Raw genomic sequence first — 23,083 nt, 5'->3', positions numbered from 1 at the left:
CCGCATACTACGGAGGATGCGGTGCTCCAGGGAGACCCGGAACATCGGGGGCCTGCGCCGTCACCGTGCGTGCCGGGTCGACACCGGCGCTCGGCCTTGCGCCGCGAGTAGGCTGGACGGCAGATTTCTCCGGACAATCCATGATCGGGGCGAACATGTCGAACAAGGACGAGCACGAGGAAAAGATCGAGAAGGAGCAGGTCGAGCGCGAAGAGGAGCGGCGCCGGCTGGAAGCGGAAGAGGAACGCCGCCTGCGGTAGTTCCCGCGCGGCACCCCGGCCGCGACCGCGACGATTGATTCAGGGTGAGTGCAATCGGTGTACTCGCGCGGTCCCGTTGCTACCTTGCGTTTCCCGAGAGGAACGCAAGGAGTCGTCGTGTCGCAGATACAGCCCGAGCCGCGGCCGGGTAGCGCATTCAGCTGGAACGAAGACTGGCTGGCCACTGTCGTCGGGCTCGTCCTGATCGGACTGGTTCTGGTCGGGGCGATTCCCGATTGGCTGGTGCCGTGATGGCCGAATCGAAAACCACGACGGAAACCGCGGCGCTGCAGGCGAATTCGCGGCCGACGGCGACCGACATCGTGGCGGGCATTCTGGTCGTGCTCGCGCTCGGGGCACTGACGCGGTTCTTCGACACCCAGGTGCCGCAGTGGGTAGCCGGCACTCCGTTGAAACGGGTGGCGAAGTCGGTCGAGTACCCGGTATATGCCATCGCGATCGGGCTCGCCGGCAATGTGGTGTTGGGCAGACTCGGTCTGCGGGAACGACTTTCGGCCGGGTTTCGGACCGAGTTCTTCATCAAGACCGGGGTGGTGCTGCTCGGTGCTTCGATCAATCTGAAGATCTTGGTGACGGCCGCCGCGCCGTCGATCGTGCAGGCGCTGGCGTTGATCACCATCGTTTTCGGGTTCACCTGGTGGTTCGGTGGGGTGCTCGGGCTCGATGACAAGCTGCGGGCGCTGCTGTCGTCGGCGGTGTCGATCTGTGGGGTGAGCGCGGCTATCGCGGCGGCGGGGGCGGTGCAGGCGCGGCGGGAACAGATCGCCTATGTCGCGTCGCTGGTGATCATCTTCGCGTTGCCGTCGATCTTCCTGTTGCCTTGGCTCGCTGATGTTTTCGGGCTCTCCGATGCGGTGGCCGGCGCGTGGATCGGGGGCAATATCGACACCACCGCCGCGGTGGCGGCCGCGGGTGCGCTGGCGGGGGAGGAGTCGCTGCAGATCGCCACGATCGTCAAGACCACGCAGAACGCGCTGATCGGGCTCGTCGCGATCGCGCTCACCGCGTGGTTCGCGTTCCGGGTGGATCGGACCGAGGGCGCCGCGCGGCCGAGCATCGGCGAATTCTGGTCCAGGTTCCCGAAATTCGTCCTCGGTTTCATCGTGGCGTCGATCATCGGCACGCTCTATCTGCAGTCGGTGGACAAGAAGACCGGCGCCGCGCACATCGCGGTCATCAACGACTTGCGCACCTGGTTCCTGATCCTGGCCTTCGTCTCCATCGGTCTGGAGTTCTCGCTGCGTGGCCTGCGGGAAGCGGGGTGGCGGCCGATCGTGGTCTTCGGTTCGGCGGTAGTCGTCAATCTGGCTGTCGGCCTCGGTCTCTCGGTACTGCTGTTCCGCGACTTCGCGGTCTGAGTGCCCGCCGCGAGCAGCCTCAGGAATCGGCCCGGCTGCTCGCGGTCGCCTCAGCCTTGATCCGGTCGAACTGCTCGCCCATCCGCGCGGCCAGGGCCGTCGCGGCCGACAGCGGGCGGACCATCACCATCAATTCGTCGATCTTTCCGTCCTCGTCGAGGTGGACGAAATCGCACCCGGTGAGGTGCTTGCCGTCCACGGTGGCCTCGAACACGAGGGCGTGATCGCGTCCCTCGCCGATCTCACGCACGTAGTGGAAGTCCTCGAACACGCGGAGTACCGCACGCAAGATGGCCGCGGTGATGGCCTTGCCGGGATAGGGCTGGAAGGCGACCGGGCTGGTGAAGACCACATTCTCGGCCAGCAGTGCCTCGATGGCCACAACGTCGCGTGCTTCGACCGCCGCGCGGAAAGGATGCATCTGTCAGCTCACCTCATATTCAACGAGTTGCATAGGGTGTTCGCAGCTTAACCGGACTCCCTCGAATCGATGTGCCGATGCGAGCAGTTCAGCGGTCACACGTCTTCGGGGAGGCGTTCTGTCACCAGATCGGCAGGGACTGGGGCTTGCACGGGCCAGCCCGGGTAGGGCGGTGGCGTGCCGCCGTATTCGGGGCACAGGGGTTTGAAATCGCAGAATTTGCACATCGAGTTGCGGGTCGGCGGGAAGTCACCGGTTCTGCCCGCGTCGGTGATGGCTTGCCAGAGTGCGGTGAGAATGCGCTGGAAGCGGTCCAATTCCTCGCGGTCGGGGGTGTAGGTGAGGATGTTCTTGTCGGCCAGATAGATCAGGCGCAGCTGGGCCGGGACGATGTCGCGGGTCCGCAGGATCATCAGGGCATAGAACTTGAGCTGGAACAGGGCGCGCGCTTCGTGCAGGGGGCCCGGCGAGCGACCGGTCTTGTAGTCGACAACGCGCAGTAAGCCGTTGGGCGCCAAATCGATTCGGTCGACGAAACCGCGCAGCGGAATATCACCGTCGAGGTCGACCTCGACCCGTTCCTCCAGCGCGTGTGGCTCGAACCGCCGCGGGTCCTCGAGCTCGTAGTAGCTCGCGACCAGCTTTCGCACCTCGTCGAACAGTGCCTGCGGCCCGTCGGCGGCGACGAGTTCGTCCACCCCGTCGCGCTCGGCCCGCACCCGCTCCCACGCTGCGGGCACCAACTCCGCCGCGCGCTCGGGCTGACGCTCGGCCGCGGGCAACACGAACAGGTCTTCCAGCACCGCGTGCACCACGGTCCCACGCACCGCGGCCCGCGACGGCGGTTCCGGCACCCGATCGATCGCCCGCAACCGGTACTTCAACGGGCACTGCTTGAAATCGCTTGCCCGCGAGGGCGACAACGCCGGACGCGACCGATGTACCGGCGCGTCGGCGGTGTCATCGGGCAGAGGCACGGACAAGGGCGCTGACATATTTCGCAGGTTAACCGCAACCACCGACACGATAGCGCGAGACGGGACCGGTCACGGTGGCCGCGCTCGCTGACCGAGCCAGACCGGGCGTTGGCTGCGGTGAAACAGCTGACCCGTCGAGCGCGGGAATCGCCGCGCCTGGCAGGCTGATGGGTCCACTCGAAGAAGGAGATTCATGACGGCCAGACGAACCGGTCCATTCGCTATCGGGGACCGCGTGCAGCTGACCGACGGTAAGGGACGCCTGTTCACGGTGGTGCTGGAAGAGGGTAAGGAATTCCATACCCATCGCGGCGGCATCAAGCACGACGACCTCATCGGCAAGGACGAGGGCACCGTGGCGAAGTCGGTCAACGGCACCCCGTATCTGGCCCTTCGGCCGTTGCTCACCGACTACGTGCTGTCGATGCCACGCGGTGCGGCTGTCATCTATCCCAAGGACGCCGCCCAGATCGTGCACGAGGGCGATGTGTTCCCTGGTGCGCGCGTGCTGGAAGCCGGCGCCGGATCGGGCGCGCTGACCTGCTCGCTGCTGCGTGCCGTCGGGCCCGAGGGCGAAGTGATCTCGTACGAGATCCGCGACGACCACGCCGAGCACGCCGTCCGCAATGTGGAGACGTTCTTCGGTGAACGTCCGCCGAACTGGTCGATCACGATCGCCGATGTGGCCGCCTACGAGGGCGAGCCGGTCGACCGTGTGGTGCTCGACATGCTCGCGCCGTGGGACGCGTTGCCCGCGGTGTCGAAGGCCTTGGTTCCGGGTGGTGTGCTGGTGGTTTACGTCGCCACCGTCACCCAGCTGTCCAAGGTGGTCGAGGCGCTGCGCGAGCAGGAATGCTGGACCGAACCGCGTTCGTGGGAGTCGATGGTGCGTGGCTGGCACGTCGTCGGTCTTGCGGTGCGGCCTGAGCACCGGATGCAGGGCCACACCGCGTTCCTGGTGAGCGCGCGGCGCCTGGCCGAGGGCACCGTCACGCCCAAGCCGCAGCGGCGTCCGTCCAAGGGCTGACGTTACGCGCGGGTGAGCAGGCGGGCGGCGAGCAACGCTGCCGCGCCGCCTGCGAACCACGCCCGACCGTCCGGGGTGAGTCCCCAGCGGGTGGCTTGCAGGATCGCGAGCCCGGCCGCGATCACGGCGAGTACGACGGCGGCCGACCTGACCCCGCGCACCGCGGCCACCGGGCCGTCCCACCAGCGCAGCGGAGTGTTCTCCAGGCCGCGCAACGTCAGGAACAGCACACCGGTCAGCGCGGCGGTGGCGGCGAGCTGCACCGCGGTGAGCAGCCAGAATCCAGGCTCGGCGGGTGTCGTGCGGTCGAGTCCGGCCAGATGGCTGAGCACGAGCACGGTGAGCAGCGCGGGCATGTGCCACAGGTACAGCGTCATGGCGCCGGTGTTGCCGATGACCGTCAACCACCAGACCCGCGGGCGGGTGGCGAGCCTGCGCAGCCGGGGCGCCACGGCGACGGCCGCGCAGCACAGCATCACCGCGTGCCCGGCCAGCAGCAGCGACGGCGGCGCCAGATTCGACAGTCGCTGACCAGGCACGGTGACCAGGCTCGCCTCGTACGGTCCGACCAGCACGAGCGCCACATCGATGACCAGCACCGCGCAGGCGAGTACCGCGGCGGTTCGCCGGGACAGCAGTTCGCGCAGATAGCCGATTCCGAGCGCCGCGGGCACCAGCCAGCCGATGAAATTCAGATAGCCGAGCTCAGCGGGGCCGCCTGTGAGCCGCACCGCGTCGACGACCGCGATGACGCTCACGATCACCGCCACCACGACGAACAGCCGGCGACCACTGGTGACGAGCGCCGCCAGCACCGGCACACACGCCAGCACCGCCAGATACATCCCGAGAAACCACAGCAGCTGCACACTCGTCACCGCGAGCGGACGATGCCAGCCCGGCGCGAGCACGAGATCGGCCACCACCAGCAGCACCGCCGAGGCCGCCACGAAGTAGCCGAGCGGTCGCACCAGCCGCTGGGTACGCCGGAAAAGCCAAGCGCCCCATGACGTCCCGGGCCTGACGCCGCGCGCCCCGGCGGCCACCCCGGCGAAGAAGAACAGTGGAAGCACCTGCAGCACCCAGGTGAGCGGCTGCAATATCGGCAGGTCAGCGAGCACATTGCCGAAATGCACCTCGGTGCCGGACGCTGTCACGGTCAGCATCAGGCAGTGCCCCGCGACGACGATCACCAGCGACGCGATACGCAGCAGATCCAGGAACCGGTCACGATCGGCCGGAGTGCTCGCGGACACCACCGCGACGCTGGGAACAACACTCATGGCACAGACGATCGCAGAATTCGCCGCACACTCCCAGCGCGGAACTACCCGGTCGCCGGGGGGGACTACTCGAGTGTGCGGATGCGATCGGGAGTGCCGAATCGACCACCGCCCGCGGCGCAACGGTGGTCGAGGAGGTACAGCGGTGATCTTGGTGGGCTCCGTGCCCCGCAGAGCGGCTCTCCGGCTCCGGCGGTACTCGCGGACCGTTCAGACGAGGCCGATCCGTCAGGCGGGCGTGCAGGGAGCTTGCGCGAAGCCGAGCAACAGGCAGCCGCTCGTGTTCGACATCTTCCAGCTGCCACCATCCTGCTCCCAGGTCATCGGGAACGACGGGGCCGTGCCGTGCGGGGAGGTGATCGTCACATCGGCGGTGGCGGTGTTACCGCTGGTGGCGACGTTGTCGACCGCGAAAGTCAGGGTGTAGCCGGCGAGCATGCCGTTCATCTGGTCGATGTTGGACTTGTGCGCGTCGCCGCCGACGATCAGTTTCGCCTTGTCGTCGGTGGATACGCCGGGATCGGCGAACTCGATCAGCGTCGCCTTCAGGGAATCGGCGGTGGGGGCCGCGGTGTTGTCACCGGAAGGAGTCGGAGTTCCCGAAACGCTGGACGGAGCGGCCGAGATGCTGGTACTGCTCGTGGTGGCATTCGTCGAGGAATCGTCGGAACCGCAACCGGTCAGTCCGACGGTGACGGCGAGCGCCGCGGCGGCGGTGGCGACGGTGACACGGATCGTGCGGGGAGGAAGGTGCATGCTCAGCAAACCTTTCGACTCGGTGGGCGAGTGCCCCGTACGGGGTGTTAGGGGAGCCTAACAGGTGTGATTATGTGGTTGATGTCGTACCGACCGTACAAGATGTGATCACGACGAAACCATGTCGGAAAGCGAGAACGGACCGCGCCCGGTAGCGTTGATAGACCGGGACTGGGAGGAGCAGCATCATGAGCCCCAACGAGAATTCGGATTCGGCGGCCTGGCGAGAGCTCGAGGCGGTACGCGCCGAGTCGGCTGCTCTTCGCAGGCAACTCGCCGATTCGCCGGATCGCGCACGCGAATTGGAAGCCAGGATCGATTCGCTGACCATCCGCAACGGCAAGTTGATGGACACGCTCAAAGAAGCGCGCCAGCAGCTGATCGCGTTGCGCGAGGAAGTCGATCGCCTCGGCCAGCCGCCGAGCGGCTACGGCATCGTCATCCACGCCTACGAGGATCAGACGGTCGACGTCTTCACCTCCGGTCGCAAGATGCGCCTCACCTGCTCGCCCAATATCGACGCCGACGCACTGGAATACGGCCAGACCGTTCGCCTCAACGAGGCACTCACCGTCGTCGAGGCCGGAAATTTCGACGCCATCGGCGAAATCGGCACGCTGCGTGAGATTCTCGACGACGGCAGGCGCGCGCTCGTGGTCGGCCACGCCGACGAAGAGCGCGTGGTGTGGCTGTCCGGCCCGCTGTCCAAGATCGCCGAATACGACGATATGGCAGACCCCGATCAGCCGATTCGCAAACTGCGCCCCGGTGATTCGCTGCTGGTGGACTCCAAAGCGGGCTTCGCGTTCGAGCGGGTCCCCAAGGCCGAGGTCGAAGACCTTGTGCTGGAAGAGGTTCCCGACGTCGACTACACCGACATCGGTGGTCTCGGCCGACAGATCGAGCAGATCCGCGACGCCGTGGAACTGCCGTTCCTGCACAAGGATCTGTTCCGCGAGTACGCGCTTCGCCCGCCCAAGGGTGTGCTGCTCTACGGTCCGCCCGGGTGCGGTAAGACGCTGATCGCCAAGGCGGTGGCCAACTCCCTCGCCAAGAAGATCGCCGAATCCCGTGGTCAGGATGCCAAGGAAGCCAAGTCGTTCTTCCTCAACATCAAGGGCCCCGAGCTGCTCAACAAGTTCGTCGGCGAGACCGAGCGCCACATCCGGATCATCTTCCAGCGGGCGCGTGAGAAGGCCTCCGAGGGCACGCCGGTGATCGTGTTCTTCGACGAGATGGACTCGATCTTCCGCACCCGTGGCTCCGGTGTCTCCTCCGATGTGGAGACCACCGTTGTGCCGCAGCTGCTTTCGGAGATCGACGGTGTGGAAGGGCTCGAGAACGTCATCGTGATCGGTGCGTCCAATCGCGAGGACATGATCGATCCCGCGATCCTGCGGCCCGGTCGTCTCGATGTGAAGATCAAGATCGAGCGGCCCGACGCGGAGTCGGCGCAGGACATCTTCTCGAAGTACCTCACCGAGACGCTGCCGCTGCACGAGAGCGATCTGCGCGAGTTCGACGGCGACAAGCAGGCGTGCGTCGAGGCGATGATCGAGAAGGTCGTCGAGCGGATGTACGCCGAGAGCGACGACAACCGTTTCCTCGAGGTCACCTACGCCAACGGTGACAAGGAAGTCCTGTACTTCAAGGACTTCAACTCCGGCGCGATGATCCAGAACATCGTCGACCGGGCGAAGAAGTACGCGATCAAGTCGGTGCTCGACACGGGTAACCCGGGTCTGCGGATCCAGCACCTGTTCGACTCGATCGTCGACGAGTTCGCCGAGAACGAGGACCTGCCCAACACCACCAATCCCGATGACTGGGCCAGGATCTCGGGCAAGAAGGGCGAGCGGATCGTCTACATCCGTACGCTCGTCACTGGCAAGAACGCCTCGGCCAGCCGGGCGATCGACACCGAGTCCAACACCGGTCAGTACCTGTAGTCGCCAGTTGCGGAGGCCGCGTCCCGATGGGGCGCGGCCTTCGTGCTTCTGTTCACTTTTTCACCGAAAACGCTGCGCGGAACCAAGTGAATAGGGCACGCTTCACTTGTTCGTTTCACCTGATGAGGACCAACGAGGAGCGTTGACATGGCCGGTTCCGCCGCGGAATTGCTGACCGAGATCATCCTGCAGACCATCCAGAACCTGTTCAGCTCGATCAGCGCAGGCTGACCCCCAGTCGTACGACGAGGGCCGCGTCTCCCAGCCGGGAGACGCGGCCCTCGGTCGTTGATCAGCCATGTGCGGTGGTCACAGCGTTGAAGACGACGTCCGCTACGGGGGTGCCGTCGGCGCCGCCGCCTGCCACGCCCGCGTTCGCGACGTTGGTCAGCGCGTCCATGCCCTCGGTGATGGTGCCGAAGGGGGTGTAGTTCGGGGGCAGCTGGGTGTCGCGGTAGACCAGGAAGAACTGGCTGCCGTTGGTGCCGGGGCCCGCGTTGGCCATCGCGACCGTGCCCGCCGGGTAGACCGCGCCCGCGAGGTTCTCGTCGCTGAACTTGTAGCCGGGGCCGCCCATCCCGGTGGCGGTCGGGTCGCCGCACTGGAGTACGAAGATGCCCTGCGTGGTGAGCCGGTGGCAGCGGGTGTGGTCGAAGTAGCCCTCGCCTGCCAGGAACGCGAACGAGTTCACCGTGCGCGGGGCCGCCGCGGCGTCGAGCGCGATCGAGACTGTGCCGCAGGTCGTTTCGAGGGTGGCGGTGTGGCTCGCGGAGGTGTCGATGGTGAGCGCGGGCTCGGTGGGCCACTGCTTGCCGTTGGGCTGACCCGCCACGGCCGGTGCACAGCCGGGGATCACGGCCTGGTGCTTCGGCGCGGTCTGCGCGGCGGGTGCCAGCGCGACCAGGGCGGCCGCGGCGATGCCGACGCCGACGAGCGCGCGAATGAAGGGACGGTCCTGCGAAATGCTGGTCACCTTGGCGGGATCTCCTCGAAAACGGGTGCTACCGGACGATGTACCGCGCATCCTGCCAGCCGCACCCGTCCTCGTGGGGAGAGACCACCGGATCCGGTCGGCTGGTCGTGTGATCGACACAGAACCACGGCCGTTCGAGCCGGTCTGCGGCGGGAGAACGGTGGCGTGATCGGACGCGTCTAGGGCAGGCGAAGCCGCCAGAGTGTGGTGGTCTCCGCCGTACGGGCAGCCGCGAGTGGGTCGTCACGGTCGGTGGCGCGTGGGTGGCGCGGGCGAGTGGTGAGGGTGTCGACAACCCGTAGTCCCGCCTTGTCCACGAGGTTCGGGATGTGGTCGGCAGGGCGCATGCCGAGCAGTTCGGCCAGGTCTGAGAGGACCAGCCAACCCTCGCCGCCGGGGGTGAGGTGGGCGCCGAGGTCGCGAATGAACTCGGTGAGCATCGACTGATCCTGGTCGTAGACACCACGTTCCAGATCCGAGGTGGGGACGCCTGGCAGCCAGGGTGGGTTGCACACCACGAGATCGGCGCGGCCCGGCGGGTAGAGCGTCGGCCCTGCCACGGTGATCACCTTCGCGTAACCGAGGCGCCGGGCATTGTCCGCGGCGCAGCGCAGTGCTCGCGGGTTGATGTCGGTGGCGACGACTTCAGCGACACCGCGCTTGGCGAGCAGCGCGGCCAGCACGCCGGTGCCGGTGCCGAGATCGAAGGCCGAACGCACCTCGGGACCAAGGGGCGCCTCGGCGACGAGATCCACGTATTCGCTTCGGGTGGGCGAGAATACGCCGTACGTCGGATAGACCCGGGCGCCGAGCGCGGGCACCTCGACGCCCTGTTCCTGCCAGCGGTAGGCGCTCAGGACGCCGAGCAGTTCGGTGAACGCGACCACCCGTGGCCTGTCCGCCGGCCCATAGGCCGCCTCGCAGGCCGCCCGGACATCGGGTGCGCGACGCAGATCGAGGTCGTTGTTCGCGTCGAGTTCGACCAGCACACTGCCGAGAATGCCTGCGCGCGTGCGCCTCTTCGTCCGCTCGTATTCATAGAGAGCGCCGAGACCACGGGCCGCGCGTGGCTGCGCGGTCCGCACCCGGTCGGCTCGGCGGCCCAGCGCGGACAGCAGTTGACGGCCGTTGTTGTAGTCGCCCCGCCACAGCAGCGCTTCGCCTGCCTTGATCCGGCGGAAGGCGTGATCGGCCGAGAGGCTGTCGTCGGCGGTGGTGAGCCTCGCCGGTGCGGGCGCGCCGTTCTCCGAATGCCAGACCGCGGATCGCGCGGTGGTGTCTTCGGTCCAGGCGATGGTGGACACGGCTGCTCCCGGTGGTCGGCGGTGCTGATGGCGGTCGCTACGGCGAGACGGCGGTGTCGCCGCTGCCTGTCCGAGAGGGGTGAGCTTCGATTCTGCCGCATCGGCCGAGGTCGGCGTCGTCCGGGTCGTCGCAGCTCGGCACAGTCGTGCAGCCCGGATCGGGAGGTGCCGCGTGGCCCGGATCGGGAGGTGCTGTGCAGCCCGGATCGGCAGGCGCCGTGCGGCCCGGATCGGGAGGTGCTGTGTGGCCCGGATCGGGAGGTGCTGTGTGGCCCGGATCGGGAGGTGCTGTGTGGCCGGGATCGGCAGGCGCCGTGCGGCCCGGACTGTCGGGGGCGGGTGTCAGGTCCGGCGAATGCGTCGGTAGGTGGGGGTGGCGGTCGTGGCGGCGGCGAGTTCCGCGGCGAGCCAAGGCAGGTCCGTGGTGGCGTCGAGCGCGCCCAGGGTGAGGCGTAGGTGGTCGCGGGGTGGGTTCGGGCTCACCTCGAACGGTCCGCCCGGAGCGGCCTTGATGCCCGCGGCGGCGAGGCTGATCATGGCGGCGTTCTCGTCGTCGACGGGCAGCCACAGGTTGATGCCGTCGCCGGTGGCGAGGGTGACCCCGTGGACCGCGAGCGCGCGGCGCAACGCCATGGCGCGGCGACGGTATTCCAGGCGCGCACCCGCGACGGTGGCGCACGCGTCGCCGTCGCGCAGCATGGTCAGCAGGACCCGCTGCAACAGCCGACTCGACCAGCCGGGGCCGAGCATGCGGCGTTCGACCACCGGGTCGAGCAACGACGCCGGACCACCCGCGACGGCCAATCGCAGGTCGGCGCCGTGGGACTTGGAGTAGGAGCGGATGTAGACGCCGCGGTCGGGGAAGCGGGCAGCGAGGGATCGCAGCGGGGTGGTGGCGATGCCGGCGGAATGGTCGTCCTCGACGATCAGCGCGGGATGCGCGTCGAGCACGGCGGCCAGCTCGCGGACCCTGGTCGCGGTGAGCGAGGCACCGGTCGGGTTGTTCGCGCGCGGCTGCAGGATGACCGCCCGGGGCGCGGGCCCGTCGAATGCCCGTGCGAATTCCGCTGGGCGGAAACCGGATTCGTCAAGGGATACTGGTATCGCGCGGGCGCCGAGCCGCGCCAGCAGGTCGAGGAACGGCGGAAAACAAGGGTCCTCGACGATCACTGGGTCGCCGAACCGCACATGCGCGGCGAGCAGTCGATCGACCGCGTCCAGCGCGCCGTCGAGGACCGTGAGTCGCTCACTCGGCCAAGGCCAGTCGGCCCGCAGGATGTCGGCGAGCGCGGGCAGCACCGCCTCGCCGAGGTAGTGCGCCGACAGGTCGCCCGGCGCGGTGTCGCGGGAGAGTGCGTGCAGCGCGGCGGCCAGATCGGGAAGCAGTGAGGGATCCGGGGTGCCGCGGGACAGATCGATGCGAAAAGCGTTGTCGGAGTGGGAGTGCAGGCGCTGGTATCGGCCGACCGGCGCTTCCGGCAACGCACCGACGAAGGTGCCGGCCCGCCCGCGCGCGGTGATCGCACCCGTCGCGGCCAGCGCCCGCCATGCCTGGCTGACGGTCGCGGGGGAGACCCGGAGTTCGCGGGCCACCTCACGCACGGTGGGCAGCCGGGTGCCGGGAGCCAGTGCGCCCGAGCGGATTCGACGTCCGATGGCGGCGGCGATGCCGGCTGCGGTTCGTTCGTCGAGGTCCCCGGCGAAGTCCGCGGGCAGTGCGGTCGGCGAGGCTTCGGTCATGGACCCATTCTGCGGGGTTGTCCGCGGCCGATCCGGGGGGCGCCGCCAAGGTTTACGGCACCGAAACTGTTTCCGCACTCTTGTAACACAACGGAATCAGTTGTAGGTGCAGTATAACAAAGCATGGGAATCGTTAGAGCGGCGCTCGTTCAGACCACCTGGACCGGCGACAAAGAATCAATGATCAAGGTTCACGAGGACTACGCACGGGAGGCGGCGGCGCAGGGCGCGCAGGTGATCTGCTTCCAGGAGTTGTTCTACGGCCCGTATTTCTGCCAGCTACAGGACACCAAGTTCTACGAGTACGCCGAATCGGTGCCGGGCCCGACGACCGAGCGGTTCGCCGCGCTGGCCGCCGAGCTGAACATGGTGATCGTGTTGCCGGTGTACGAGCGTGAGATGGACGGCCTGCTCTACAACACGGCGGCGGTGATCGACGCCGATGGCTCCTACCTGGGTAAATACCGCAAACACCATATCCCGCAGGTGGCCGGATTCTGGGAAAAGTTCTACTTCCGGCCGGGCAATCTGGGCTGGCCGGTATTCGACACCGCGGTCGGCAAGGTGGGTATCTACATCTGTTACGACCGCCATTTCCCGGAGGGCTGGCGGGCGCTCGGATTGGCCGGTGCGGAAATCGTGTTCAATCCCTCGGCGACGTCGAGGGGGCTTTCCAGTTATCTGTGGAAACTCGAGCAGCCGGCCTCGGCGGTGGCCAACGAGTATTACGTCGGCGCGATCAACCGGGTCGGCATCGAAAGCGAATACGGCGACGACGACTTCTACGGCACGAGCTATTTCGTCGACCCCGAGGGGAAATTCGTCGGGGAGGTCGCGTCCGATACGTCGCCGGAATTGGTTGTTCGTGATCTTGATATGGAGCTGATCAAGATCGTTCGTGAGCGGTGGGCGTTCTATCGCGACCGTCGTCCGGACGCCTACGGATCGTTGGTGAACCCCTGATGCGCACCTTCATCCACGGCGGGACGGTGGTGAGCGCCACCGGGTCCCAGCTGCTCGACGTGTTGATCTCCGACGAGACGATTGTCGCTGTGCTGCAACCGGGTTCGACCGCACTCGGCACCGATCTGGCCGCCGACGCCGACCGGGTGATCGACGCGACCGGCAAGTACGTGATCCCCGGCGGTGTCGACGGGCACACGCACATGCAGTTGCCGTTCGGCGGCACCGAGGCCAGTGACACCTTCGAAACCGGCACCAGGGCCGCGGCCTGGGGCGGCACCACCACGATCGTCGACTTCGCCGTGCAGAAACCGGGCCAGCGGGTGCAGGACACCCTCGCCGAATGGCACGGCAAGGCGGCCGGGCAGTGCGCGATCGACTACGGATTCCACCAGATCATCGGCGACGTCAACGACGAATCGCTGAAGGGGATGAGCGAACTCGTCAGTGAAGGCGTTACGAGCTTCAAACTGTTCATGGCCTACCCGGGCGTCTTCTACTCCGATGACGGCCAGATCCTGCGCGCGATGCAGTCCGCGGGTGACCTGGGCGCGCTGATGATGATGCACGCGGAGAACGGCATCGCGATCGACGTCCTCGTCGAACAGGCCATCGCACGCGGCGACACCTCGCCCTATTTCCACGGCACCAGCCGTCCGTGGCAGATGGAGGAGGAGGCCACCCATCGCGCGATCATGTTGGCGCAGTTGACCGGTGCGCCGCTGTATGTGGTGCACGTATCGGCCAAGCAGGCGATGGAACAGATCGCGACGGCGCGGGGCAACGGGCAGAACGTCTTCGCCGAGACCTGCCCGCAGTACCTGTACCTCTCGCTCGAAGAACAGTTGGGCGCACCGGGTTTCGAAGGTGCCAAGTGGGTCTGCTCCACGCCGTTGCGTTCGCGCGCCGAGGGCCATCAGGACGAGCTGTGGCGTTTCATCCGCACCCGTGATGTCACCGCGGTGAGCACCGACCACTGCCCGTTCTGCATGAAGGACCAGAAGGAGCTGGGCATCGGCGATTTCAGCAAGATCCCCAACGGGATCGGCGGTGTCGAGCACCGGATGGATCTGCTGTTCCAGGGCGTCAAGGACGGGCGGATCTCCCTCGAACGCTGGGTGGAGGTGTGCTGCACCACCCCGGCGCGGATGTTCGGCATGTATCCGCGCAAGGGCGTGATCAGCCCAGGTGCCGATGCCGATGTCGTGATCTACGACCCCAACGGGCACACCAGCATCGGGCTCGGTAAGGCCCACCACATGAACATGGATCACTCCGCGTGGGAGGGCTTCGAGATCGACGGTCACGTCGACACGGTGCTGTCGCGCGGCACGGTGATCGTCGACGACGGCGCTTATCACGGTCGCGCCGGGCACGGCCGGTTCATTCGGCGCGGCCTCTCGCAGAACCTTCTGTAGAACCCCGATTCTCGAACGGAGAGTGCCCATGGACATCGGTGTGGTCCTGCAGTGCACACCACCCGCCTCGCGGGTGATCGAACTGGCCAGAGTGGCCGAGACCCATGGGTTCTCGCATGTATGGACCTTCGACTCGCACCTGCTCTGGCAGGAGCCCTATGTGATCTACAGCCAGATCCTGGCTGCCACCCGCAAGGTGATCGTCGGGCCCATGGTCACCAACCCGGCCACCCGGGACCAGACGGTGACCGCGTCCACCTTCGCCACGCTCAACGAGATGTTCGGCAACCGCACGGTGTGCGGCATCGGCCGCGGCGACTCGGCGATCCGCACCCTCGGCGGCAAGCCGACCACCCTGGCCACCCTGCGCGAATCGGTCGAGGTGATCAGGGAACTCGGCAACGGCCGTAGCGCCCTCGTCGGTGACACCGAGGTGCGTTTCCCCTGGGCCGCGGACTCGCGGCTCGAGGTGTGGGTGGCCGGGTACGGGCCGAAGGCGCTCGAGCTCACCGGGCAGGTCGCCGACGGGTTCATCCTGCAGCTCGCCGACCCCGACATCACCGCGTGGACCATCGCGAAGGTGCGTGCGGCGGCCGCGGCGGCGGGGCGTGATCCGCTGTCGGTGCAGATCTGTGTCGCCGCGCCCGCCTACGTCACCGATGGATCGGCCGACGCGCTGGAACACGCCCGCGATCAGTGTCGGTGGTTCGGCGGCATGGTCGGTAACCACGTGGCCGACATCGTCGCGAAATATGGTGCGGGCGGCGATGTTCCGGCGGCTCTCACCGACTACATCGCGGGCAGGCAGGGCTACGACTACAACCAGCACGGGCGCGCGGGCAATACGCACGCCGATTTCGTGCCCGATGAGATCGTCGACCGGTTCTGCCTGATCGGGACACCCGACGAACACCTCGCCCGCCTGTGGGAGCTCGAAGAACTCGGCGTCGACCAGTTCGCGGTGTATCTGCAGCACGATGCCAAGACGGCCACCCTCGAGGCGTACGGCGAGCAGATCCTGCCGCGATTGCATCAGCCGGTCACCGCTACCCAGGAAGTAGATCACTCGTGACCACGGCGACCATCGATCCGGCCACTGCGGTGGTCCCACCGAAGCTTCGAGCGGCCACCGCGGCCCGCACCCGGGTGTTGCGGGCGGCCTACGCGGTGGGCGCGTTCGTGCTCGTCGCGGTGATCTGGGAGCTGGTGAAGGTACTGGTGCCCGCCGACGGTGTCAGCATCGGCGGCACCCGGGTTCTCCCGCGAACCAGCGATGGCGCGCTCCCGCATGTCTGGGCGGTGTTCACCGTGCTCGGTGAGCCGGACGGCAAGGGCACTGTCGGTGAAACACTCTTGCGCACCGGGATGTTCACGCTCGGCCTGTCGTTGCTCGCGCTGGTACTCGGCGCCGTGGTCGGTGTGGCGCTGGCGGTGGCGATGCAGCGGTTCGGCTGGCTGGAACGCGGGCTGCTGCCGTACGTGGTGCTCTCGCAAACGGTGCCGCTGATCGCGCTCGCACCGCTGGTGGCGGCGTGGGGCGGCAAGCTGTCCATCGGCGGTGAGCCGTGGCGGCCGTGGATGAGCATCGTCGTGATCGCGGCCTACCTCGCCTTCTTTCCCATCGCCATCGGGATGTTGCGCGGCCTGCAGGCACCGTCGGCGGCCTCGGTCGAATTGATGCGCAGCTGTTCGGCCGGTTGGTGGGCGACGGTGACGCGCTTGCGTTTTCCCGCTTCGGTCCCGTCGCTGATCCCCGCGCTGCGCTTGGCTGCCGCCGCCGCGGTGATCGGCGCGGTCGTCGCCGAGATCTCCACCGGCACCGCGGGCGGGATCGGACGACAGATCATCGTGTTCTCCCAGCAGGCCACCGGCGACGCGGCCCGGCTCTACGCCGCCGTCCTGGCCGCCGCGCTACTCGGCCTCGTCCTCACCGCGCTGGTCGGCCTGGTGGAGCTGGCGCTACGCCGGTACAGCCACCCGCCGGGCACCGGCGCGTCGAGCGAGGGCTGATGACCGCCGCCGAAACACTCTCCATCACAACGTTTCAGGAAGAAGTACCCATGACCACCACAGTCACCGAACCCGGCAGTCCGGTGTCGCCGGCCGCGGTCGAGCTGAGCCACCTCGGCAAGATCTTCGCCGCCGGTGCGGTGACGGCGCTCTCCGACGTCTCCCTCACCGTCGCGGCCGGCGAATTCGTCTCCCTCATCGGGCCTTCCGGTTGCGGTAAGTCGACCCTGCTGCGGATCATCGCCGACCTCGAGACGCCGAGCAGCGGTTCCGTCACCGTGCACGGCAAGCCCGCGCGGCAGGCCAGGATCGATCAGGACTACGGCATCGCGTTCCAGCAAGCCGGTCTGCTCGAATGGCGCACTGTCGCAGCCAATGTCGAACTGCCGCTCGAACTGCACAAGGTGCCGAGAGCACAGCGCGCAGCGCGCAGCGCCGAACTGCTCGCGATGGCCGGGCTCAGCGAATTCGCCGACCGGTACCCGGCCGAACTGTCCGGCGGCATGCAACAACGCGTCGCCATCGCCCGCGCGCTGGCCCGCCGACCGTCGCTGCTGCTGATGGACGAACCGTTCGGTGCGCTCGACGAGATGACCAGGGAACGCATGCAGGGCGAGTTGCTGCGGATCGCGGGGGAGACCGGCGCGGCCGTCGTGTTCGTCACCCACTCGATTCCCGAAGCGGTGTACCTGTCGGACCGGGTGGTGGTGCTCTCCGCGCGACCCGGCCGGATCAGCGGCATCGTGCCGACCGGCGGCTGGGATCGCACGACGGGCACCGATGTCCGGGCCTCCGCCGAGTTCTTCGCCGCGGTCGCCGCGGTCCGCGCGGCGCTGCGCGGCGAGCACGACGACGCCGCGGTAGCCGGACGGGATCTGCGATGAGGACCTGGTTGCCACCCTTACTGGTCGGTGTCGTCGTGCTCGCGCTGTGGCAGGTACTCACCGTGGTCGCCGGCGTGCCCTCGTTCCTGTTACCCGCGCCCAGTGCGATCGCCGCCCAGTTCGGCGAGAACGCGGGCCGGATCCTGGACGCCTCCCTCGCCACCGGCGCGAACGCGCTGATCGGGTTCGTCGCCGGGACAGTGCTCGGCCTGGCCGCCGCCGTGCTGGCGGTGCGTTTCGGGCTGATCGACGGGCTGCTCACCCCGCTGGCCGCGGCGGCCGCGGCGGTGCCGATCGTGGCGCTGGCACCGCTGCTGAACTCGATGTACTCGACCACCACGGAGACACCGCGACGGCTCGTCGTCACCATCGTCGTGTTCTTCCCGGTCTTCGTGAGCACCGCGCGCGGGTTGCGTCAGGTGCCCAAGGTGCAGGCCGACCTGATGACGTCCTATGCCGCGTCGGGCTGGCAGATCACCCGCACCGTCCGCCTGCCCGCCGCGCTGCCGCACCTGTTCACCGGCCTGCGGATCGCGGCACCCGGCGCGGTCATCGCCGCCATCATCGCCGAGTACTTCGGCGGCCTGCAGAACGGACTGGGCAGCCGGATCACCTCCGCCGCGGCCAATACCGCCTATCCGCGGGCCTGGGCTTACGTCGTCGGCGCGATGTGCGTCGGCCTCGTGTTCCTGGCCGCCGTGCTGCTCCTCGAACAACTCACCCGCCGACCCCGAACCCCACTGCTGTCCACGATCCGATGAGGGAGATCCATCCATGAGCAAGACCGCACTCCGGTTGGGTAGCGCGGTGGCTGCGGCCGCCGTGGCCGCCGCCGCGCTGACCGGCTGTAGTACCACCGAATCCGAGACGACCGCCGACGGCCTCACCAAGGTGACCTTGCAACTGCAATGGTTCAAGCAGGGGCAATTCGCGGGCTATCTGGCCGCCGTGGACCAGGGCTTCTACAAAGAACAGGGCTTGTCGGTCGAGATCCTCGACGGCGGCACCGACATCGTGCCGCAGACGGTGCTCGCCCAGGGACAGGCCGACTACGCGGTCGCCTGGGTGCCCAAGGCCCTCGCCTCGCGCGAGGCGGGCGCCGGGATCACCGAGATCGCGCAGATCTTCCAGAAATCGGGTACCAAGCAGGTCTCGTTCAAAGCCGACAATATCGCCGGTCCCGCCGCGCTGCGCGGCAAGACCGTCGGAAACTGGGGCTACGGCAACGAATTCGAGCTCTTCGCCGGCATGACCAAGGCGGGCATCGATCCGGCCAAGGACGTGACACTGGTCCAGCAGCAGTTCGACATGAACGCCTTCCTGGCCAAGGACATCGCCGCCGCCCAGGCCATGTCCTACAACGAGTACGCCCAGCTGCTCGAAACCAAGAACCCGGCCACCGGAAAGCTGTACACCGCAGATGATTTCAGCACTATCGACTGGAACGACGAAGGTGTGGCCATGCTCCAGGACGCGCTGTGGGCCAACACCGAGAAGCTGAAGGACAGCGAGTATCAGGACCAGACGGTCAAGTTCCTCGTCGCCTCGCTGCAGGGTTGGGCGTTCTGCCGGGACAATCTCGACAAATGCCGCGACATCACCGTCGCCGCGGGCGCCACTCTCGGTGCGGGACACCAGCAGTGGCAGATCAACGAAGTGAACAAGCTGATCTGGCCCGCACCCGCGGGCATCGGCACCATCGACAAGACCGCATGGGATCGCACGGTCTCGATCGCCAGGAACACCAAGAACGCCGAGGGCGCGACGGTTCTCACCAAGGACCCCGGCTCCGACGCCTATACCACCGAGTACGTGACCAAGGCTCTCGACCAGCTGAAGGCCGCGGGCGTGGACGTGACGGGCGCGAGCTACCAGCCCGCGCAGGTCACCCCGACCGAGGGCGGTAAGTAGCAGGTCCCAGCCACGGCGGCCTATCGGAGTTGCTGATGGGCCGCCGCGGGAGTGCTCAACGCGGGGTGAGTCCGATGACCACACCGCCCTGCTGCCACGTCTGGTAGATGTCGGCCTTGGACGGCTCGCCGTCGGGGAGGTAGCCGATGCCGTTGAACTTCGCGTTCTGCTTGTTGTCGCGTGCGATCACCGCGAACAGCTCGATGACGTCTTTTTCCTCCGTGTACACGGTCGCGGCGAAGGTTTCGGGGGCGCCACCGCGCGAGATGCTGAGCTCCGCACCGCCCTGCAGGTTCTTCACCCACGGTCGCAGCGCGGTGCCGATCAGCAAGGTGTCCTCGTACACGGTGTAGGCCACCGGAACGTCGTAGACGGCGCCGGATTTGCGGCCGACGACGTGCAGCGTGGCCAGGCGTTTGCCGACGATACCGGACAGGACCGGCACCTTCAGCAGACCGCGGATGAGGGTGTTGAGCTTGTCCTGGAACGGGCGGATCGGCTCGGGGCCGGTGGTCGTCGGTGTGCCGTAAGGGTTTTCCTGGGATGCGGTATCGCTCATGGGTCAAGTATCGCGACGGGCTACTCGGCCCCGCAGCGCACGTGATTTACGCTGCGAAGATGACATCTGGGCAGACCGAGATCTGGCACAACCCGCGCTGCACGAAAAGCCGCAATGCCACCGCACACCTCGATGCGGCCGGGGTGGAGTACACCGTGCGTCGTTACCTCGACGATCCGCCGACCGTCGAGGAACTGCGGGCGGTGCTGATGCGGTTGGGGGCGCAGCCGTGGGACATCACCCGCACCGGCGAGCAGATCGCCAAGGACCTCGGCATGGCGGAATGGGGCCGCACCGACGCTGATCGGGAGCGGTGGCTGAGTGCTTTGGCCGAGAATCCGAAGCTGATCCAGCGGCCGATCGTGCTCACCGCCGACGGCGGCGCGGTGGTGGCCCGCGACGAGGAGTCGCTGCGCGCGCTCGACTGATCTTCGCGATGGCAACGCTGATTCAGCGGGAGCGCTCGCCGTCGCCGGCGAGCAGGCCGTCGAGGACGGCCCGTGTGTCGGGAACGAAGGGCCACGCCGGATCACGCAGGCGCGCACGCAGTTCGGCATCGGTCCACCACCAGCCGTCCGCGATCTCGGACGGCTGGTGGACGATCGGACCGTCGCAGCGGTACTCGTACCCGAACAGGTGACAGCGCAGCGCGCGGCCCGCCCAGTCGCCGTCCCAGGATGCGGTGGCGCGCAACGGAAGTACGGTGCCGACGGGGACGGTGATGCCGAGTTCCTCCCGGAGTTCGCGGATCGCGGTGTCGGACGGGTTCTCGCCCGCGTCGACCACACCGCCCGCGAGGCAGTCGTGCATGCCGGCGAAAACGAGTTTGGTGTCGGTACGCCGATGGACGTAGACGCGGGTTCCGTCCGTCGATCGCACGAGGACGCCCGCGCTCGCGTGCCACAGGCCCTCGCGGTAGACGGTGCCCCGATCGGCCTCGCCGATCACCAGCCCCTCGGCGTTGTAGACGGCGAGCAGTTCGTCCTCCGGATTCGCTGACACCGCCCGAGGGTAACCGCCGCGAGAGGTGAAAGGTGGCGGTGACCGGCCGCGAGTGCGCACAAGGCCGGCCAGGCCGGAGTCCGCCGGCCGATCATCGCTTGCGGCGCTGTGGTTTCACCCCCGGTCGCGGTGCGGTGGCGCGGGCCGCGGTCGTGACCAACGCCTTTTCCGCGGCGGTTTCGGCGTCGATGGTGCGGCGGATCAGGTACTGCTGGCCGCAGGTCCAGAGCGCATTGGTGGCGAAGTACGTGAGCACGACAACGGGCAGGATCGCACCGCCGATCAGCGCGCCCGCCGGGAACACCCACAGCGACAGGTTTCGCATGATCGTGGCGGTGCTGTTGTCGCCGGCCGGCGGGGTGAGCCGAGCTGTGACGTGCGTGGCGATGGCGGCGATCAGCACGAGCGGGACGGCGAGGACGGCAACCGCGACGAACACCTCGCCCGCGCCGGACAGCGTCGCCGACAGTGGCGCGCCGAACAATCTGGCGTCGAGGAACGCGCGGACCTCGGGTGCGCCGAACAGGTAGTTCGCGGTGGCGCTGTTCACCTCGACCGGCAGTGGGCTGTCCGTCGAGGCGAACGGACCGACCGCGTAGGTGCCGGTTCGATCGAACGAGCGCAGCACGTGGAACAGGCCGAGGAAGACCAGCCCCTGTGCGATCAGCGGAACGAAACCGGCGAACATGCTGACGCCGTGCTCGCGATGCAGCAGCCGGATCTTCTCGGCCTGGGCGCGCGGATCGTCGCGATGGGTGCGACGGATGGTATCCATCTGCGGTTGCAGTGCACGCAGGACTTTCTGGGATCTGGCTTGTCGCAGAGCGGTGCGCACGAGCAGCGCGCGGACGGTGACGACCAGCGCGATGACGGCGAGTAGCCATGCGAGACCGCTGGCCGGGCCGAGTGGAACGGCGAAGAGTTGGTGCCAGCACCACAGCACCGCGGACACGGGGTAATAGATGACATCGAGCATGGCGGGACGACCTGTCCGTGCAGCGCGCGCGAACGCGCGAAAGGGGGAGTGGGATCACGAAATCCGACAGGCGGCGCCGACGGGGCGGCAGCTGTCAGTGGTGATCGATCCCCGGAGCTCGTGGACGTGGTCGACCGGCGGCATTCGGATTGCTCTGTCGCAGAAAGGAACCGCGCAATCGGCGCTGCGCCGACCGGGGTGGACCGGCACACGCGACCCGAACGGGCAGCTGGCCGCGGCCGGTGACCGCGACCAGCGCACACACCATCGCGGCGGCGACAGCGCCGAACGCGAGCATGCGCGTGGCCTCGCTACCTGGCATGGCGATGAGCACGAAGGCGGGCAGCACGCACGCGAGAACCGCGTACGCCATCACCATCGCCCGTGCCTGCATGTCACCGAGCATACCGGTGCTCGCCGCCGTACCTGCGTGTCGAAGGAACGGATCGGGTAGTATGCGAACATCCCAGGGGGCACACCGCGCACTAAGTGTTACCGCAAGTAACACTTATGTTGATGGAACGCGGTGTCACGGTCAATTCTGACGCGCGTATCGTTGGCGCTGTGACTGCACCATCCGCGCATGCCGATCAGACCGCAGGTGACGGCCGCGCCACCCGCTGGCACGGCCACAAAGAGCGCCGTCGTGCGGAGATGATCGATGCCGCCATCGAGGTGATCGAGGAACACGGTCTCGAGATCTCGGTGCAGCTGATCGCCGAACATCTGGCCCTGCCGCGACCGGTGGTCTACCGCCATGTCGGTGGCCGGGCTGAACTCGACGCACTGGCGCGTCAGCGGATCCTGGAACTGCTGCTCGCGGAGTTGCTGCCCGCGTTGCAGCCTGACGGCACGCTCAAGGACGCCGTGCGCGGCGCCATCGGTACCTACCTCGGCTGGATCGAGCGTCACCCGAACCTGCACCGTTTCCTCGGTGACGCCGCACCCCAGGGCGCACCGAGCCTGAGCGGCGCCGGACGCGCGGTCAGTGGCCAGCTGGCCGACATCTTCGCGGCCAGCTTGGCCCGCTTCGGCATCGAACCCGCGCGAGGCAGGCCGATGGCCTTCGGCATCGTCGGTCTCGTCGATGGTGTGGTGGCGAGTTGGCGTGCGGAGCCGGAGTCGGTGCTCACCACCGAGCAGGTGCAGGGCATTCTGACCGAGTCGGTGCTGTCGCTGTTCGAGGGCAATGCCCGCAGTCTCGGTGTTCCGCTGCAACGGGATTCGCTCATCGCCGACCTGCTCATCGCGCCGGATGCGGCCCCACCGCCCGGCGAGCGGCTGCGCTGAT

The 23,083-nt window shown here is 67.6% G+C and carries 24 protein-coding genes; 13 read left to right on the top strand and 11 right to left on the bottom strand.

Going from position 1 to position 23,083, the window contains the following annotated elements:
- Nucleotides 1-377 precede the first annotated feature (377 nt).
- Together ACWZHB_RS15160 and ACWZHB_RS15155 are read left to right on the top strand one after the other, a co-directional pair.
- The gene (locus tag ACWZHB_RS15160) at nucleotides 378-512 is read left to right on the top strand and encodes a hypothetical protein (RefSeq protein WP_427908584.1); all 135 of its coding nucleotides are present in this window, start codon (nucleotides 378-380) and stop codon (nucleotides 510-512) included.
- Nucleotides 512-1,639, top strand: a complete 1,128-nt coding sequence (locus tag ACWZHB_RS15155; RefSeq protein WP_427908583.1) for a YeiH family protein — start codon at nucleotides 512-514, stop codon at nucleotides 1,637-1,639. The genes ACWZHB_RS15160 and ACWZHB_RS15155 overlap by 1 nt, the downstream gene beginning before the upstream one ends.
- A 19-nt stretch (nucleotides 1,640-1,658) precedes the next feature.
- Here the strand turns inward: ACWZHB_RS15155 and ACWZHB_RS15150 are convergent, their stop codons facing one another.
- On the bottom strand, nucleotides 1,659-2,060 hold the full coding sequence (locus tag ACWZHB_RS15150) for a nuclear transport factor 2 family protein (protein WP_427908582.1): 402 nt from the start codon (nucleotides 2,058-2,060) through the stop codon (nucleotides 1,659-1,661).
- A 95-nt stretch (nucleotides 2,061-2,155) separates the two neighbouring features.
- Nucleotides 2,156-3,055: a RecB family exonuclease gene (locus ACWZHB_RS15145; RefSeq protein ID WP_427908581.1), complete on the bottom strand. Its 900-nt coding sequence runs from the start codon at nucleotides 3,053-3,055 to the stop codon at nucleotides 2,156-2,158.
- A gap of 175 nt (nucleotides 3,056-3,230) precedes the next feature.
- Here ACWZHB_RS15145 and ACWZHB_RS15140 point away from each other — a divergent pair, with 175 nt between their 5' ends.
- Nucleotides 3,231-4,064, top strand: a complete 834-nt coding sequence (locus ACWZHB_RS15140; RefSeq protein WP_427908580.1) for a tRNA (adenine-N1)-methyltransferase — start codon at nucleotides 3,231-3,233, stop codon at nucleotides 4,062-4,064.
- 2 nt (nucleotides 4,065-4,066) lie between these two features.
- Here the strand turns inward: ACWZHB_RS15140 and ACWZHB_RS15135 are convergent, their stop codons facing one another.
- Nucleotides 4,067-5,347, bottom strand: coding sequence for an acyltransferase family protein (locus ACWZHB_RS15135; RefSeq protein WP_427908579.1), 1,281 nt, complete (start codon nucleotides 5,345-5,347; stop codon nucleotides 4,067-4,069).
- A 228-nt stretch (nucleotides 5,348-5,575) separates the two neighbouring features.
- Entirely contained in the window at nucleotides 5,576-6,103 is a 528-nt protein-coding gene (locus ACWZHB_RS15130; RefSeq protein ID WP_427908578.1) for a hypothetical protein, read from the bottom strand.
- Between the two features lie 188 nt (nucleotides 6,104-6,291).
- On the opposite strand from ACWZHB_RS15130, the gene arc reads away from it, so the two are divergent.
- Complete coding sequence (gene arc, locus ACWZHB_RS15125) at nucleotides 6,292-8,052, top strand: proteasome ATPase (RefSeq protein ID WP_427908577.1); 1,761 nt, start codon at nucleotides 6,292-6,294, stop codon at nucleotides 8,050-8,052.
- Nucleotides 8,053-8,344: 292 nt separating this feature from the next.
- Here the strand turns inward: arc and ACWZHB_RS15120 are convergent, their stop codons facing one another.
- The 3 genes from ACWZHB_RS15120 to ACWZHB_RS15110 form a co-directional block, all read right to left on the bottom strand.
- Complete coding sequence (locus ACWZHB_RS15120; protein ID WP_427908576.1) at nucleotides 8,345-9,025, bottom strand: peptidylprolyl isomerase; 681 nt, start codon at nucleotides 9,023-9,025, stop codon at nucleotides 8,345-8,347.
- 179 nt (nucleotides 9,026-9,204) lie between these two features.
- On the bottom strand, nucleotides 9,205-10,329 hold the full coding sequence (locus ACWZHB_RS15115) for a methyltransferase (protein ID WP_427908575.1): 1,125 nt from the start codon (nucleotides 10,327-10,329) through the stop codon (nucleotides 9,205-9,207).
- A 342-nt stretch (nucleotides 10,330-10,671) separates the two neighbouring features.
- The gene (locus ACWZHB_RS15110; protein WP_427908574.1) at nucleotides 10,672-12,069 is read right to left on the bottom strand and encodes an aminotransferase class I/II-fold pyridoxal phosphate-dependent enzyme; all 1,398 of its coding nucleotides are present in this window, start codon (nucleotides 12,067-12,069) and stop codon (nucleotides 10,672-10,674) included.
- 123 nt (nucleotides 12,070-12,192) lie between these two features.
- On the opposite strand from ACWZHB_RS15110, the gene ACWZHB_RS15105 reads away from it, so the two are divergent.
- The 7 genes from ACWZHB_RS15105 to ACWZHB_RS15075 are packed head-to-tail and all read left to right on the top strand — an operon-like array spanning nucleotide 12,193 to nucleotide 19,255.
- Nucleotides 12,193-13,032, top strand: a complete 840-nt coding sequence (locus tag ACWZHB_RS15105; protein WP_427908573.1) for a nitrilase-related carbon-nitrogen hydrolase — start codon at nucleotides 12,193-12,195, stop codon at nucleotides 13,030-13,032.
- Nucleotides 13,032-14,450, top strand: coding sequence for a dihydropyrimidinase (gene hydA, locus ACWZHB_RS15100; RefSeq protein ID WP_427908572.1), 1,419 nt, complete (start codon nucleotides 13,032-13,034; stop codon nucleotides 14,448-14,450). Before ACWZHB_RS15105 ends, hydA begins: the two co-directional genes overlap by 1 nt.
- A 28-nt stretch (nucleotides 14,451-14,478) precedes the next feature.
- Nucleotides 14,479-15,522 (top strand): TIGR03842 family LLM class F420-dependent oxidoreductase, encoded by a 1,044-nt coding sequence (locus ACWZHB_RS15095; protein ID WP_427908571.1) that lies wholly within the window; start codon nucleotides 14,479-14,481, stop codon nucleotides 15,520-15,522.
- Nucleotides 15,519-16,460, top strand: a complete 942-nt coding sequence (locus tag ACWZHB_RS15090) for an ABC transporter permease (protein WP_427908570.1) — start codon at nucleotides 15,519-15,521, stop codon at nucleotides 16,458-16,460. Before ACWZHB_RS15095 ends, ACWZHB_RS15090 begins: the two co-directional genes overlap by 4 nt.
- A 50-nt stretch (nucleotides 16,461-16,510) precedes the next feature.
- Entirely contained in the window at nucleotides 16,511-17,344 is an 834-nt protein-coding gene (locus tag ACWZHB_RS15085) for an ABC transporter ATP-binding protein (protein ID WP_427908569.1), read from the top strand.
- Nucleotides 17,341-18,105: an ABC transporter permease gene (locus tag ACWZHB_RS15080; RefSeq protein WP_427908568.1), complete on the top strand. Its 765-nt coding sequence runs from the start codon at nucleotides 17,341-17,343 to the stop codon at nucleotides 18,103-18,105. Before ACWZHB_RS15085 ends, ACWZHB_RS15080 begins: the two co-directional genes overlap by 4 nt.
- Before the next feature lie 13 nt (nucleotides 18,106-18,118).
- On the top strand, nucleotides 18,119-19,255 hold the full coding sequence (locus tag ACWZHB_RS15075) for an ABC transporter substrate-binding protein (RefSeq protein WP_427908567.1): 1,137 nt from the start codon (nucleotides 18,119-18,121) through the stop codon (nucleotides 19,253-19,255).
- 55 nt (nucleotides 19,256-19,310) lie between these two features.
- On the opposite strand, the gene ACWZHB_RS15070 is transcribed toward ACWZHB_RS15075, so the two are convergent.
- The gene (locus ACWZHB_RS15070) at nucleotides 19,311-19,814 is read right to left on the bottom strand and encodes a PNPOx family protein (protein WP_427908566.1); all 504 of its coding nucleotides are present in this window, start codon (nucleotides 19,812-19,814) and stop codon (nucleotides 19,311-19,313) included.
- Nucleotides 19,815-19,873: 59 nt separating this feature from the next.
- Here ACWZHB_RS15070 and ACWZHB_RS15065 point away from each other — a divergent pair, with 59 nt between their 5' ends.
- A complete protein-coding gene (locus ACWZHB_RS15065; RefSeq protein WP_427908565.1) occupies nucleotides 19,874-20,242 on the top strand; it encodes an arsenate reductase family protein in 369 nt (122 codons plus the stop codon).
- A gap of 22 nt (nucleotides 20,243-20,264) precedes the next feature.
- On the opposite strand, the gene ACWZHB_RS15060 is transcribed toward ACWZHB_RS15065, so the two are convergent.
- The 3 genes from ACWZHB_RS15060 to ACWZHB_RS15050 all read right to left on the bottom strand — a co-directional run bounded on the left by ACWZHB_RS15060 (nucleotide 20,265) and on the right by ACWZHB_RS15050 (nucleotide 22,186).
- Nucleotides 20,265-20,816 (bottom strand): NUDIX hydrolase, encoded by a 552-nt coding sequence (locus tag ACWZHB_RS15060; RefSeq protein WP_427908564.1) that lies wholly within the window; start codon nucleotides 20,814-20,816, stop codon nucleotides 20,265-20,267.
- 91 nt (nucleotides 20,817-20,907) lie between these two features.
- Nucleotides 20,908-21,792 (bottom strand): membrane protein insertase YidC, encoded by an 885-nt coding sequence (gene yidC, locus ACWZHB_RS15055; protein ID WP_427908563.1) that lies wholly within the window; start codon nucleotides 21,790-21,792, stop codon nucleotides 20,908-20,910.
- A gap of 94 nt (nucleotides 21,793-21,886) precedes the next feature.
- Nucleotides 21,887-22,186 carry a DUF6412 domain-containing protein gene (locus tag ACWZHB_RS15050; protein ID WP_427908562.1) on the bottom strand — a complete coding sequence of 100 codons (300 nt, stop codon included), beginning with the start codon at nucleotides 22,184-22,186 and terminating at the stop codon, nucleotides 21,887-21,889.
- A 170-nt stretch (nucleotides 22,187-22,356) separates the two neighbouring features.
- Between ACWZHB_RS15050 and ACWZHB_RS15045 the strand changes: the two genes are divergently transcribed.
- Nucleotides 22,357-23,082 carry a TetR/AcrR family transcriptional regulator gene (locus ACWZHB_RS15045; protein WP_427908561.1) on the top strand — a complete coding sequence of 242 codons (726 nt, stop codon included), beginning with the start codon at nucleotides 22,357-22,359 and terminating at the stop codon, nucleotides 23,080-23,082.
- The last annotated feature ends 1 nt before the right edge of the window (nucleotide 23,083 follow it).

The organism is Nocardia sp. FBN12, assembly GCF_054031145.1.
The sequence above is the reverse complement of the archived record's forward strand: the minus strand, read 5'-3'. Positions and strand labels throughout refer to the sequence as shown.